Source organism: Acidobacteriota bacterium (assembly GCA_038040445.1).
GTDB classification, from domain to species: domain Bacteria; phylum Acidobacteriota; class Blastocatellia; order UBA7656; family UBA7656; genus Onstottus_A; species Onstottus_A frigus.
On sequence record JBBPIG010000043.1, the window covers coordinates 1 to 14360 of the forward strand.

Annotated in this window: 8 protein-coding genes; all 8 read left to right on the forward strand. The window is 58.6% G+C overall.

Annotation, left to right across the window (positions count from 1 at the left end; all coding sequences use genetic code 11):
• Positions 1-1238: hypothetical protein (locus AABO57_27255; GenBank protein MEK6289428.1), on the forward strand; the 1238-nt coding region annotated here is incomplete at its 5' end.
• Positions 1239-1390: 152 nt separating this feature from the next.
• The gene (locus AABO57_27260; GenBank protein ID MEK6289429.1) at positions 1391-4021 is read left to right on the forward strand and encodes a tetratricopeptide repeat protein; all 2631 of its coding nucleotides are present in this window, start codon (positions 1391-1393) and stop codon (positions 4019-4021) included.
• A gap of 22 nt (positions 4022-4043) precedes the next feature.
• Positions 4044-4841, forward strand: a complete 798-nt coding sequence (locus tag AABO57_27265) for a DUF4159 domain-containing protein (GenBank protein ID MEK6289430.1) — start codon at positions 4044-4046, stop codon at positions 4839-4841.
• Positions 4842-4977: 136 nt separating this feature from the next.
• Positions 4978-6003 carry an AAA family ATPase gene (locus AABO57_27270; GenBank protein ID MEK6289431.1) on the forward strand — a complete coding sequence of 342 codons (1026 nt, stop codon included), beginning with the start codon at positions 4978-4980 and terminating at the stop codon, positions 6001-6003.
• An 11-nt stretch (positions 6004-6014) separates the two neighbouring features.
• Positions 6015-7112: a TonB family protein gene (locus AABO57_27275; protein ID MEK6289432.1), complete on the forward strand. Its 1098-nt coding sequence runs from the start codon at positions 6015-6017 to the stop codon at positions 7110-7112.
• Between the two features lie 23 nt (positions 7113-7135).
• Positions 7136-8044 (forward strand): DUF58 domain-containing protein, encoded by a 909-nt coding sequence (locus AABO57_27280; protein MEK6289433.1) that lies wholly within the window; start codon positions 7136-7138, stop codon positions 8042-8044.
• Positions 8045-8142: 98 nt separating this feature from the next.
• Complete coding sequence (locus AABO57_27285) at positions 8143-10176, forward strand: BatA domain-containing protein (protein ID MEK6289434.1); 2034 nt, start codon at positions 8143-8145, stop codon at positions 10174-10176.
• Between the two features lie 213 nt (positions 10177-10389).
• Positions 10390-14253, forward strand: coding sequence for a DUF4175 family protein (locus tag AABO57_27290; protein MEK6289435.1), 3864 nt, complete (start codon positions 10390-10392; stop codon positions 14251-14253).
• Positions 14254-14360: the final 107 nt, after the last annotated feature.

Consider the following 14360-nt stretch of genomic DNA (forward strand, 5'->3'; position numbering starts at 1 on the left):
AGAAAGCAGAAGGCAGAAGGCAAAGCAGAATGCAGAAAGCAGAAGGCAGAAGGCAGCGAACAGCAAGAGCCACAATCAGGCCCACTAGACTGCCTTCTGCCTTCTGCCTTCTGCCTTCTGGGTTCTGCCTTCCGCCTTCTGCCTTCTGCCTTCTGCTTTGCGCTCTCACCGTCTCGGCGGTGATCGGTCTCTGTTCGTGCGCGCTTAGCGCTGACCGGGGAAACGCTCCAACCCAGAACGCATCACCGTCCCGGCAAGACGTTGCGTCTAAAGCGGCGGCCAGGAAATCAGCGGCGACCGATCCCAACAAGTTCGCGGTGGTCGTAGCAGGTGTGGGAGGCGAAGAAGCTTACACGAAGAAGTTCACTGCTCAGGCGACGCGCTTGTACGAAGCGCTGACTGCGCAGCTTGGCTTTGCTGCTAAGAACGTCTTTCTGCTGACCGAGACGGGCGGGGGCCCCGAAGACGGCGCTCGTGAATCTGATGCAGCTCCGTCGCGGCGCGCGACCGCCGACGAGGTGCGCAAAGCTTTCGCTTCGATCAAGTCCGCTGCAAACGCCGATAGCCTCATGCTGGTCGTGTTGATCGGGCACGGGTCGTTTGACAACCAGCAAGCCAAGTTCAACCTGATCGGCCCGGACCTCGCCGCGAAAGACTATGCCCAGTTGATCGGCTCGCTGCCAAACAAAAGAGTTTTGTTCGTTAATTGCGCAAGCTCATCAGGCGAGTTCATCAAGCCGTTGTCAGGCGAAGGCCGCGTCGTGATTACGGCAACGCGCAGCGGCAGCGAACAGAATGCTACGGTCTTCGCCGATAACTTCATAGCGGGGCTGTCGGATGGCGCGGCGGACGCCGATAAGAACGGACGTGTCTCGGCGCTCGAAGCGTTCAATTACGCAACCAAGCTGACGGCTGAATGGTATAAGGAGAAAAAACGTCTGGCAACCGAGCACGCGCTGATCGATGACAACGCGGACGGCGCTGGCCACGAAGAAGCGGCGAGCGGCGACGGCACCCTCGCCAAGGTCGTCTACGTTGACTCCAAGCACGTCGAAGAGGCAGCCGGAGATGTTGAACTCGGGCGATTGATCAAAGAGCGCCAGCGGCTCGAGGAAGAGGTTGAAAAGCTGAAGGCTCGCAAGAGCGAGATGAAACCGGAAGCTTACGACGCGGAGCTTGAACGGGTGCTGGTTGAACTCGCCACGGTGAATCAGCAGATTAAAGCTCGCCAAAAGTAAGCCTGTGCGGGCGGGTGTCCGCCCTCGGTACGCGAGACTCTTGTGAAAAACCCCAACTTCAGTTGGGGGTTTTCACACGGTCTCACGCGCGGAAGGACTGTTATTGTAGCGGAAGGAGGGGCGGCCCCGAACCGCCCTTACAGGTTGACTTGATGAGACGTCTTGGGATCATAGCTATCGTTTTCTTTTTCGGCTGCTCATTCAATTCGAGCTCCGCCCAGGAAGCCACCATTGAACGAGCACGCCTTCTGCTGAAACACGGGGCCTACAAAGAAGCCATCGCCGCCTACTCGACTCTTCTGCAAAAGAACCCCGCGGACCGCGAGGCCTTCGACGGCATCACTCGAGCCCAGACTGAGACCGGCCAATACGAGACCGCGGAGAAGAGGCTGCGCGCGTTTCTCAATGACCATGCGACGGACGGGAGCGCTCGCTGCTCGCTCGGTGAGATTGAGTTTCAGACTGGCCGTTACGCTGACGCTGCCACGGATTTCGAGCGCGCAGCAAAGGAGGCGAAGGGGCCGGTAGCGCTCCAGGCGAACGTGGGCCGCGCGCGCGCGCTTCTCGCTCAAGGAAAGGACACCGAGTCTCGAGCGCCGCTGCTCGAAGCAGGCCGTTACTACACCGAAAGCCAGCCGCGCACCGCCCCGGAATTGGTCCTGGTTGCCCAAGCCTTCGCCTTGCTTGAAAAGTTCCAGGACGCAAATGAGTTTTATCAGGACGCCCGCGAAGCTGATCCAACCTACATCGAAGCTTTCATCGGTCAGGGTGAGTTGCTCAACCGGAAGTACCGCTACGACGAAGCCCCAAGCCTGTTTCAAGACGCGTTCAAGATCAACGAGGGCTCCGCCGATGCGCAAGCCGGTTACGCGGCGAGCGTGCGTTTCAGTTCGAATGAGGTTGCGTCGGTTGCAGTCGAGCGGGCGCTCAAGGTGAATCCGAATCACGTCGGCGCACTCGTGCTGCGGGCCTGGCTGAACCTCGAAGCCGATCAGTTCGACCCGGCGTCCAAGTCGCTCGATCGAGCTCTTGCGGTGAACCCCAACTCGATTCAAGCAATGGGCGTTCGAGCCGCGATGTTCTATTTAGCCGATCGAAAGCCCGATCTGGACGCCGTGATCAAACGCGCGCTGGCCGTCAACCCTCACGCCGGCGAAGTCTTCGACACTCTCGCGCAGTTTGCGGTGAACAACCGGCGCTATACCGATGCCGTTGATTATGGCCGCCGCGCGATCGAGCTCTCTCCCAATCTTTGGAGCGCGCGGACTCAGCTAGGGATTCAGTTGCTGCGGGTCGGGCGGGGTGAGGAGGGCCGCGCGGAGCTCGAGCGGGCATTCAAGGGTGACCCGTTCAATCCGTGGGCCAAGAACACGCTCGACCTGCTCGACTCGATGAAGGACTACGTCGATACAGTGCGCGGGCCGTTCCTGATCAAGTCGTCGTCAAAGGAAAGCGGCGCGTTCGCAGCGTACGCCGCTGATCTGATGGAAGAAGCGCACAAGAAGCTCACCTCAAAGTACCGCTTCACACCGCCCGCGCCGATTTCGATTGAAGTGTTTGCCGACCACGACGACTTTGCGGTGCGCTCGCTTGGTGTTCCAGGTTTGGGTGCGTTGGGGGTCTGCTTCGGCCAGGTGATTGCGATGGACAGTCCTTCGGCGCGGCCACCGGGTGAGTTCAACTGGGGCAGCACGCTGTGGCACGAGTTCGCTCACGTGATCACGCTCGAGGTAACCGATCACCGGATACCGCGGTGGTTTTCCGAAGGGCTGTCAGTCTACGAAGAACGCCGGGCGCGAGCAGGGTGGGGAGACAACTGGTCGCTGCGGAATCTGAAGGCTTTCACCGATGGCCGCTTCGTCAAGATCAACGATCTCGACGCGGCGTTTACACATCCGAAGTCACCCGACGGAGTGCCGCTCGCTTACTTTCAAGCTTCGATGGTGTGCGAGTTCGTGGAAGAGAAGTTCGGCTTCGAAGGGATTCTTAAGATGCTGGCCTCTTACAAAGAAGGAGCGAAGACGCCTGATGTTTTGCAACGCGTGCTCAAGCTGCCCTCAGACGATTTCGATCGCGCGTTCAATGATTATGTTCGATCGAAGACCAGCGCCTGGGTTGAAGCAATCGGCAGCGGCCCGATTCGCGCCGCGGCGGGACAAACACTTTCAAAGGACGCGCTGCTCGCGGTGCTCAAGGCGAGGCCGAACGATTACTTCGCTAATCTCCGCCTTGGCGCGATGTACAAGACTGAAGGCGACGCGGAAAAAGCCATAGAACACCTGCGCCGCGCCTCCGAGCTGTTCCCGTACTACACCGGGGAGGGAAATCCGTACGCGCTGCTGTCGGAGATCTACGAGGCCCGAGGGCAGAAGCCGGAAGCGGCGTCGGTGCTCGACACGCTCGTCAGGTACGACGAGACCAACGCGGGCGCGCTCGCGAAGCTGGCGCGGTTGCGACTCGCATTGGGGGATCGCAAGGCGGCAGTCGAGGCGCTCAAGCAGAGCTTCTATATTCAGCCGTTCGACCCCAGCTTGCACAAGCTCGCGGGCGCCGTTTATCTTGAGTTGGGCAACCCCTCAGAAGCGATTCGCGAGTTTCGAGTGCAGATAGCGCTTGCGCCGGCCGATCTGGCGGAAGCTCACTACGATCTTGCACGGGCGCTTGAAGCGGCGGGCAATCACGCCGAGGCTCGCCGCGAGGTGCTGCGCTCGCTCGAGATCGCGCCGGGGTTTGATAAGGCGCAGGAGCTTTTGTTGAAGCTCCGCGCAAGCAGGCAACCCTAGATTGAGAATCGAGAATTGAAATTTGAAAATTGCAAATTACAAATTGCAAGTGATCTTGATCCTGGTCGTACTGGCGGCCACGCTTACGCCGCTGACTCTCTCGTCGGCAAGCGGGACGGCGGAGAAGTCTTTTCACTACGACGACGCTCGGCTGGGTGAGAAGAAAGACGAATCGGACAAGTTCAAGTTCGCGCGGGTGAAGATTGCTCCAATGTATGCCGGCGCGGATCTTGGCGACCGCGGCGAGCACTGGTCGCACGATTACCCCGAAGCCGGGCTGCACTTCTCAAAGATTCTCTCTGAGCTTTCAAAGCTCCAGGTAGTGCTCGACGAAGACGAGTACATCTTCTCATTTGACGATCCCAACTTGATGAAGTATCCGTTCGCCTACATGTGCGAGGTCGGAGTTATGCAGTTGACCGACCCCGAGATCCAGGGAATGCGCGAGTATCTCTTGCGCGGCGGGTTCCTGCTGGTGGATGACTTCCGGGGGTCAAGCCAAATGCGGAATTTTGAGTATCACGTGAAGCGAGCGTTTCCCGAAACCGAATATCAGATCAAGCCGCTGGACCTCACGCATCCGATATTCAACTGCTTCTTTACAATCAAATCGCTCGACGTGCGTCCTCCTTACGATCGGTATCGACCCGAGTTCCTCGGTCTCGAAGACAAGCGTGGGCGGCTGATGATGGTCATCAACTACAACAACGACGTGAGCGATTACTGGCAATGGTCTAACGACCCGTTCATGCCGATCGATGATACAAACAGCGCTTACAAATTCGGCGTGAACTATGTGTTCTACGCGTTGACGCATTAAAAGAAATGGTTCCGAGTTCCGGGTTCGTGGTTCCGGGTTCTTCGATGACACTTCATTTTGAAAGCGCGAACCCTGAACCCGGAACCCGGAACCCTGAACCCCGAACCCGGAACCCTGAACCTTAATCGAGGAGAGAATGGCAATAGATACTCAAGAGATCATCCGAGAAGACGAACTGCTGCTTGATAAGCTCGTTGCGGCGCGCCAGCAGGTTCTCAACGAGGTGCGCAAGGTCATCGTCGGGCAAGACGAAGTCATCGATCAAACGCTCATATCGCTATTCGTAGGCGGCCACTCGCTGGTTACTGGCGCGCCGGGACTCGCGAAGACGCTGTTGATAAGAACTCTCGCAAACGTACTCGAATTGTCATTCAAACGAATTCAATTCACACCCGACCTGATGCCGTCCGACATCACCGGCACCGACATCATCGAGGAGGACCGCTCGACCGGGCATCGCAAGCTCGAGTTCATTCACGGGCCGATCTTCGCCAACATCATCCTTGCAGATGAAATCAACCGCACCCCACCAAAAACTCAAGCCGCGCTGCTCGAAGCGATGCAAGAAGGCAGCGTCACGGTGCAAGGGACGACTTACACTCTGCCGAAACCGTTTTACGTGTTGGCTACTCAGAACCCAATCGAGATGGAAGGCACCTATCCGTTGCCCGAGGCGCAGCTTGACCGGTTCATGTTCAACATCCAGATCGGCTATCTGAACGAGGACGACGAAGTCGACGTGGTGAATCAAACGACTTCTAATCAGGACATCAGGTTTGAACGCAACGTGACCGGCCCCGACATCCTGGCATTCCAGCGGTTGGTCCGGCGGGTGCCCGTAGCGGACTCGGTTACTCGCTATGCCGTGAAGCTGGTAGGCGCGAGCCGCCCGGTGTCTGATAGCTCGCCGGATTTCATAAAGCGCTGGGTGAACTGGGGAGCGTCGCTTCGAGCGTCGCAGTTCTTGATTCTCGGCGGCAAGGCTCGCGCGGTGATGAGCGGGCGCTACAACGTGTCATGCGAAGACGTGCGCGCGCTGGCTTATCCGATACTGCGTCACCGGATACTACTGAACTTCCACGCGGAGTCGGAACGGGTTAAGCCGGATGACGTGATTCGCCGGTTGATCGAGACCGTGCCCGAACCTAAATCAGGGCTATAGGGGTAGCATCCATGCAGACCATCGTCGTCGCGTTCGTCCTTAGTTTGCTCTTTTTTCAATCGTCAGGGCAGGGTAAGAAGACCGATCGCGAGTTTGACGAAATGAACGGCCCGGTTCGATTTGTGCGCGTCGATACGGAAGACGTACGGGATCAATCCGGGAATCCTAAGAACAACGCGCGCGCCCTTGAGAGGATCGCCTCATATGATCCCAGCGGAAGAATGACAGAAGAGATTGTCGGTGTTGGAAGCAATTGCGCCGCATCGCGCCACGTGTTCAGCTACGACGCCGCCGGCAACCGAACGGAAACCGTCTATTGGGGCAAGGACGTAGTCCCGGGAAATAAGACGAGCCCGCCTCAGCCTCACGGTTCACCGGTAGAGCGCAAACAAGTCTTCAAGCTGAACAAGTCCGGTGAGCGTTCCGAAGTCGACGAGTATGACAGTGCGGGAAGACCCTTGGGCAAGACTCGATACAAGTACGATGACAAAGGTCGCGTCAAGGAGATCATCGAAGAAAACAACTCCACCTCCTATCGTTGCGAATTCAAGTACAACGACTCAGGACTGCCAAGCGAAAGGGTATGCGAGTACCCGGATTTCAGAGGCCGCGACAAAACTCAATACGCTTACGAGTTGGCTGCGACAGGCAGTTGGATAAAAAGGACTGCCAAAGTATCAAGCGTAGCGCCTAACGGCTCTGTGCATGAAAGCACTCGAATATTCTATCGAGAGTTTCAGTACTACTCGTCGGCGGAAGATCAAGCGCAGCCGCAAGCGGTTGCCGAAAGGTTTGACGCTACGAAACTCGCCCCTTGCCCGCCGATGATAATTCGCAAGTCTGGCGGCGTCTTTCAAGGCAGCGCGACGAGGCGCGTTGAACCGCGATATCCGCCCGACGCGATTGCGGCGCGGATTAGCGGATCCGTGGTGGTCGAAGTGACCGCTGATGAAGAAGGCAGAGTGATTTCTGCGCGGGCCATCTCGGGTCCAGTCGAATTGCGCGGAGTGGCTGTCGAGGCGGCGAAGGGGTGGGCGTTTCGCCCAACTTCGCTTTCAGGAACGCCGGTCAAGGTCATCGGCACAATCACATTCAACTTCAATCTCTGACTCATTCGGCGGCCCGACTGGAGATGCAAAACCTCACGCAACAACCCGGCACGCGATTCCTGGCCCCCGAGATTCTCGCACGCATAAGTTCTCTCGAACTCATCGCGCGCTCGGTCGTCGAAGGTTTTATCTCGGGACTGCATCGTTCGCCTTATCTCGGCTTCTCGACCGACTTCGCAGAGCATCGGCAGTACATGCAGGGAGACGATTTGCGCCATCTCGACTGGAAACTGCTCGCGCGCACCGACCGGCTCTACATAAAAAAATATCAAGGCGACACTAACGCGCGAATACACTTGCTCGTTGACTCGAGCGCCTCGATGGGCTACTCGAGCGGTGAAGTCACCAAGCTCCAGTACGCGCAGTACCTCGCCTCCTCGCTGGCGTTTCTTGGAGTTCGTCAACACGACTCGGTTGGACTGGTCGCGTTCGATGAAGATGTGATCGAACACGTGCCGCCGAGCTCGCGCGCGGGCCATCTGCGCACGATCCTCGGCGTGATCGAGCGGCTCGCGCCCGGACGGGGGACTACGATTGCCGATCTGTTGAATCGTACGGCGGAGTTGCTCACGCGAAGAGGGATCGTCGTGCTGATATCGGATCTCTATGACGAGCCCGAACGTGTGATTGAAGGGCTCGAGCATCTGCGCTTTCGTGGCAACGAAGTGATCGTGTTTCACGTGATGGACAAGCAGGAGCTGGATTTCGATTTCATCGAGCCGGTCGTGCTCGAAGACGCCGAAACCGAAGAACAGCTACACGTCTTGCCCGACGTCTTGCGCGATGAGTATCTGCGCGCGATCAACTCGCACATCGAGTCGTTGCGCGCAGGTGCGGCTCGCAATCGGATCGACTATGAGATGCACCGGACGTCGGAGCCGCTCGACGCGTCGTTGTTCGCGTATTTGGCTCGGCGGTCGCAGTTTGGATAACTTGGAGAACGACGTTCCTAATGACCGAACTAGCGAAACAGGCCTTCGGTTGGGAGGTAGAGGAGGATGCCAGCGACCTGATTGTTGCGTGACGGCACATGGCCTTCCTGAATCCAATCTTTCTTCTCGGAGCGATGGCGGCGGCATTGCCGGTGCTCGTTCATCTCGTGCGTCGAACGCGCGCGCCAAGGATTCAATTCCCATCACTGATGTTCCTCCGAAAGATCGAGCAGAAGACCATCCGCCGCCGCAAGCTTCGCAACCTGCTGCTGCTCTTGATGCGATGCGCGGCGTTGCTTCTACTCGCGCTCGCCTTCGCAAGGCCTTTCTTTACCAGTTCCAACCCGGTCTCCGCGTCCGGAGATCACACGAGCACGGTCATTCTGGTTGACGGGTCTTACAGCATGCGCTACGGCGAAGTGTTCAATCGGGCGCGGCAGTCCGCGCGCAACATGATTAATGATGCGGCGTCAGACGAGCACCTTGCCGTTGTGCTGTTCTCCAGGAACTATCAAGTGTTGATGCCGCTGAAAGCCGATCGCGCCGAAGCGGGGACAGCGGTGAACCAGATGGAGCCGGGTCTCGATTCAACCGACTATCTGCAAGCTATTCAAGCCGCGGACGCGATTCTGAAAGACGCCAGTCGCGGCCTGCATCGCATCTACCTCATCTCTGATTTTCATGATGCCGGTTGGAATCGCGCGGCGCCGCAGGTCAAGCTTGCTCCCGATGTGAAACTGTTTCCTATCGATGTGTCGGACGCAAAAACTGCGAACCTGGCGGTGTCCGGGGTCGTTGCCGATCCCGTCGTTTACTCGCAGAAGTACGCGGGCAAGGCAGTCGCTCGGATCAGCAACTTCGGGGCGGAAGAGGTGGATGCGGCTATCGAACTGAAGCTCAACGACCTTCCGGTCGAACGAAAGCCGTTGAGTCTCGCTGCCGGCACAACCGTCAACGTCGAGTTCACGGGATTCAATGTTCCTGAGGGCTCCAACCGCGCGTCGGTCGAGATCACCGGCGACGGCTTCCCGCTCGATAACAAGTTCTTCTTCACCATCAGACGCGACAATCAAACGCGAGTGTTTGCGATCGACACCGCCGCGCGCGGCAGAAGCGAGAGCTTCTTTCTACAGCAGTCGCTCGCCGCCGGCGAGAACAACCAGCACGCTCTAACCGTGAAGACCGCCGGCAGCGTAAACCCGACAGAGCTCGAGCCGTACCGGGTCGTGATCTTAAACGACGCGGCGAACATCAACGAAGGACTCGCCTCCGGGCTGAAGAACTTCGTTGAGCGCGGCGGCGGGCTGATCCTCGCCGCCGGCAAGCACACCGACGCGAGCGACTTCAATCGCCTGCTTGGATCAATCGCGCCCGCCCAGCTCGGCGAGATCGTTCAGCCGCGCGGATACGCTTTGATGAGTCAGGTGAAGACCGATCATCCGATCTTCAATGCATTCGCGCGCAGCGGCCGATTGACCTCGACGCGGATCTACGGCTATCACCGCGCTACCGCTAAAGAGGGAGCGCTGACTATTGCGGCGCTGGATGACGGGAGCCCGATAATAGTCGAAGGCTCGGCGGGAAGAGGTAAAGTCTTGCTGGTGACGACGACGCTGGACACGGCCTGGAACGACCTGCCGCTCACGCCGATGTTCCTTCCGCTGATGCGCCAGATGCTCGAGTATTTGGGAGGGCGCGAGGCCGCTTCTTCTTACACGATTGGGCAGGCGTTTACGACGCCTCCCGACAAAGACGGTTCATTGCCGGCGGTTGATAGTCCCGGAGGAAAGCGAATTGATGACGTAAGAAAGAATTCCTCGGGCGAGCAGTCGTTGGATGCGAGCGAGATCGGGTTCTATCGGCTTCGTTATCGGGATCGCGACGAGTTCGTTGCGGTGAATCTCGACACGAAGGAATCCGATCTGACGAAGCTCAACGTCGATGAATTGATAGCGAGCATTTCGCCGTCGGCGGATGATAAGAACGCACAGCCCGCTCAGCCGCCTCGATTGACCGCCGAAGAAAGAGAAGCGAGGCAGCGGCTATGGCTGCCGCTGCTGCTTACGGCGCTCGCGTTGTTTGTAGCCGAAGCGGTCATTGCCAGGCGGATTCGGATTCCGAAGTTGATCTAAAGGGGATTAACCACCAAGGCACAAAGACACGAAGGGGAAGATAGAAGATAGAAGATAGAAGAGGGGAAGACGTGGTGCGCGAAGAAGGTCCAGATTCGGAATGAGACATTCGTCTTTTTTTCTTCGTGTCTTTGTGCCTTTGTGGTTAAGTCCCATTGGTCGCTCCGAGAAATCGGGTTATACTCGATCAAATAGTTTTAGGAGGATCGTGTTATGAGTCCTCAATTGCAGAACGTCAGCGAAGTCATTAAACAAGTCCGCAGGCGAATTCGCACTCGCCAGGCGCTGCGAGGCGCGGCTATCACGCTTGGGGTTGCGGCGGTATCGCTGTTGATTGTCTCTCTGGCCGCCGGTCTGCTCAAGCAAAGGCACGCCGTGCTGATGGTCCTCCGACTTCTGCCGGTCGCTTTGACGATGGTCTCCGCATGGCTGTTCATTCTCCGCCCTCTGCGCGAAAGGATTCACGATGCCAGGATAGCGCGGCTGATCGAGGAGAAGTGTGGGTTGGGCGACCGCCTGGTCACGTCGGTGGACTACTCGGAGAATCCGCGCGAGGCCTCGCCCGCGATAGTCGAAAGGCTGATCACCGACGCATCCCGCCGGTCTTCGTCTGTTGATCTCGATCAGGTCGTAAATCGACGCGACGGCTACGCCTACGGCGCAGCGGCGGCGCTAATACTTTTGTCCCTGGTGGGTGCGTTGGTGCTCGGTCCGCGATCGGTCTCGAGCGGACTGACTGCGCTGTACTCCACGGATGACGAATCGGTCGCGGCCAGCTCGATGTTCATCAACGTCAGTCCCGGCACTGCGCGAGTGCCTCGCGGTTCGGATCAGAAACTAAAGGCGACGCTTGCGGGCTTTGATTCGGCGATTGCTCAAGTGTTCGTGCGCAAGGTCGGCGCCGACAACTGGGTAGCTCACACGATGGAGCCCGCGAAGAACAACGGCGAGTTTCAGTTCCTCATCTTCAATATTCAAGATTCGGTCACTTACTATGTCGAATCGAAGGACGTGCGTTCGCCGGAGTTCTCGCTCGAGGTCGTAGACCTGCCGTTCGTCAAGCAGATAGACCTGGTTTTTAACTTTCCGGCTTACACGCGGCTCGCGAGTAAGAAGATCGAGAACGGCGGAGAAGTCGCCGCGCTCAAGGGCACGGTCGTTCAGGTCACCGCCGGTTTGAGTGCAAATGCGAAAGCTGCGCGCATCGTGATCAGCGACGGAACGAAGGTCGAGATGACGCCCGGCGACGATAACCACTTCACCGGCCAGTTCACGGTCAAGCAGAACGGCACATATCGCATCGAGCTCACGAGCGAGGGCGGGGAGCGGTACAACGGCTCGAACGAATACGACATAACCGTGATCGAAGATCACGGGCCGACCATCGTCATCGATAAACCCGGCCGCGATATGAAGGTCAGCAGCATCCAGGAGGTGTTTACCCAGGTGCGCGCGGAAGACGACTTCGGCGTGTCGTCGGTCGAGCTTTATTACTCGGTCAACGGAGGCGAGGAAAAGAAAGTACAGTTGCAAGACTTGAAGAGCGACGCCGCGCACGCGCTGTCCGGCGCGCACACTTTCTTCCTCGAGGAGTACGGGCTGCAACCCGGCGATTTCATCTCCTACTACGCGAAGGCGCGTGACAATTCGGCCAACCCTCAAGAATCGACCAGCGATATTTACTTCATGGAAGTGCGGCCGTTCGATCGCGAGTTCCGCGAGGCTCAACAGAGCGGCAGCGGAAGTGGCGATCAGGATTCGAACGCGCTCACGCGGCGGCAGCGCGAGATCATTGCCGCGACGTTCCGTGTTCAGCGCGAACTTCGGACTTATACGCCGGCCGAGAAAGATGAGAACTTTGGCGCGGTCACGCTGAGTCAGGAAAAGCTCAAGACCGACGCCGAGAATCTGGCCGAACGCATTCGGCGCAGGCTTGGCGATCAGCTCAACTCGCAGCCCGACTACGCGAAGCTGATTGAATATGTCACTCAAGCCTCGAAGGAAATGTCGACGGCGATTGATGAACTGCGCGGCAAGAAGACTAAGGAAGCGCTTCCACCCGAGCAGCGTTCTCTGCAGCAGCTTCTTCGCGCGGAGGCGATCTTCCGCGATATTCAAGTCGCGCGCGGCGGCGGACAGGGTCAGGGCAAGAGCCAATCCGAACAGCAGGAGCTGGCCGATCTGTTCGAGCTTCAGCTCGACAAGATGAAGAACCAGTACGAGACGGTCCAGCGCCAGCAGCAGGAGACTCAGACGCAACAGCAGGACGAGATCGCCCGCCGGCTTGCGGAGCTTGCGCGCCGTCAGCAGCAACAGCTTGAACAGAAAATGCGATCGCAAATGCAGCAGCAGGGCGGCGGATCGCAGCGGCAGCAGCAGGAAATGATCGACGAAGCTCAGAAGATGGCTCGCGAGCTTGAAAAATTGTCGCGCGACCGCCGCGATCAGAAGCTCGCCGAGGCTGCCCGACAAATGCAGCAGGCGGCGGATGAGATGAAGCGCGCGCAGGCGTCTCAATCACAATCACAGTCATCTTCTTCATCGCAGGGCGGCGGAGAATCAACTGCGCAACAGCTCCGCGCGCTCGATCGGATGGAGCAAGCCAGGCGCACTCTGGAATCAGCCCAGCGCGCCGGCGGGCAACAGAATGTGCAAAAGCTTCGACAGCAAACCGAAGAAGCGTTGAAGCGCCAGGAAGAGATTTCACGCAGCGTGGATGAGCTTGCGCGCAACGGACAAGCCGGAAGCGCCGGCGAAGCGAAGAAGCAACAGATTGGCGAGCGCAAACAAGCGCTCGCCGATCAAGTCGCCGGCCTGGAACGAGACATCGATCAAGCGGCGCGCGGTATGGGCCAGGAACGTCAGCAGGCGAGCGACAAGCTCCGCGAAGCTGCCGGCGCGATTCGTCAGAACCGAATCCCCGATCGAATCCGGCAGAATCAGCAACTGATCGCCAACGGTTGGTACGATCAGGCGCGCGAGCGCGAGCGAATCATCAAGGGCAATCTCGAAGAGGTGCTCAAGGACCTTCAAGCAGCAGAAGGGGGCGCGAAAAACCGCGCTCAGGGTGAGGGACTGGAAGAGGCGCTGAACCGCGCGCGTGAGCTTGCCGACAATCTTGAATCGCTGCGCCGCAAAATGGAATCCGGCGATCAGGAGGGCCAGAATCAGAACGGCCAGCAGCAGGGTCAGCAGGGAAGTCAGGCTGGACAGCAACAGGCTCAAACTGGCCAGCAGAGCCAATCTCAAGGCAGCCGTGGCCAGCGCGGCCAGCAAGCGGGTGGGCAACAGAACCAGCAGGGTCGGCAGGGCCAACAGGGTCAACAGTCAGGTTCGCAGGCAGGCCGTCAGAATGAGCAGGGTCAACAGGCGGGTCAGCAGGCACGCGGGCAGCGATCGGGTCGACAGCAGGGGCAACAGGGGCAACGAGGCCAACAGAATCAGTCTGGTCAGCAGGCCGGCCAGCAAGGACAACAAGGGCAGCAAGGCCAGCAAGGTCAGCAGGGCCAGCAGGGCCAGCAGGGAAAGCAAGGCCAACAAGGACAAGGGCAAGGCCAGCAAGGGCAACAGGGCCAGCAGGGACAACAAGGGCAACGCCAGGGCCAAGGACAGGAACAGCAAAGCCAACAAGGACAAGGCCAGCGAGGTAGCCAGCAAGGCGGCCGTCCTTCAAACGGCGGCGCCTATGATCCAAAGTCAATGGCTGGGGGACCGCCAAGTGGTGGACTGCGCCAGCTCGAAAGCGAGCTTCGCCAACGGCTCGCCGACGCTGAAGATCTAAAACGCGCGTTAGGCCGCAACAGTGATCTTGCGCGCGACCTCAATCGCGCGGTCGAGCAGTTGCGACGCATGAACCCGAATGCGTTCGCTGATCCGGCGCAGCTTGCGTTGCTCAAGAGCGAAGTGATCGACCCCCTGCGGCAAATCGAGATCGAGCTTGCGCGAAGGCTTCAAGCGAAGCTCGGCAACAACGGCCCCGGCGCGTTCGGCGACGGCGACGCTCCCGATCGCTATCGAAAGATGATCGAAGACTACTATCGCAGGCTGTCAGCCCGGCAGCCTGAGCAGAAGCCTTAGATCGAGTGTGAGGTTTCAAAACACTCGAAGTCGTCGCTAGGTGGCGGGCAAAATGCGATGCGATGGCTAAAAGGCATCAAAGGCGAATTCCAACCACCCCGAAAGCT

Excerpts from the sequence above, each read along its gene's own strand:
- AABO57_27270 (MEK6289431.1), top strand. The coding sequence starts at position 4,978 with ATGGCAATAGATACTCAAGAGATCATCCGAGAAGACGAACTGCTGCTT.
- AABO57_27275 (MEK6289432.1), top strand. The coding sequence starts at position 6,015 with ATGCAGACCATCGTCGTCGCGTTCGTCCTTAGTTTGCTCTTTTTTCAA.
- AABO57_27285 (MEK6289434.1), top strand. The coding sequence starts at position 8,143 with ATGGCCTTCCTGAATCCAATCTTTCTTCTCGGAGCGATGGCGGCGGCA.
- AABO57_27260 (MEK6289429.1), top strand. The coding sequence starts at position 1,391 with ATGAGACGTCTTGGGATCATAGCTATCGTTTTCTTTTTCGGCTGCTCA.
- AABO57_27290 (MEK6289435.1), top strand. The coding sequence starts at position 10,390 with ATGAGTCCTCAATTGCAGAACGTCAGCGAAGTCATTAAACAAGTCCGC.
- AABO57_27280 (MEK6289433.1), top strand. The coding sequence starts at position 7,136 with ATGCAAAACCTCACGCAACAACCCGGCACGCGATTCCTGGCCCCCGAG.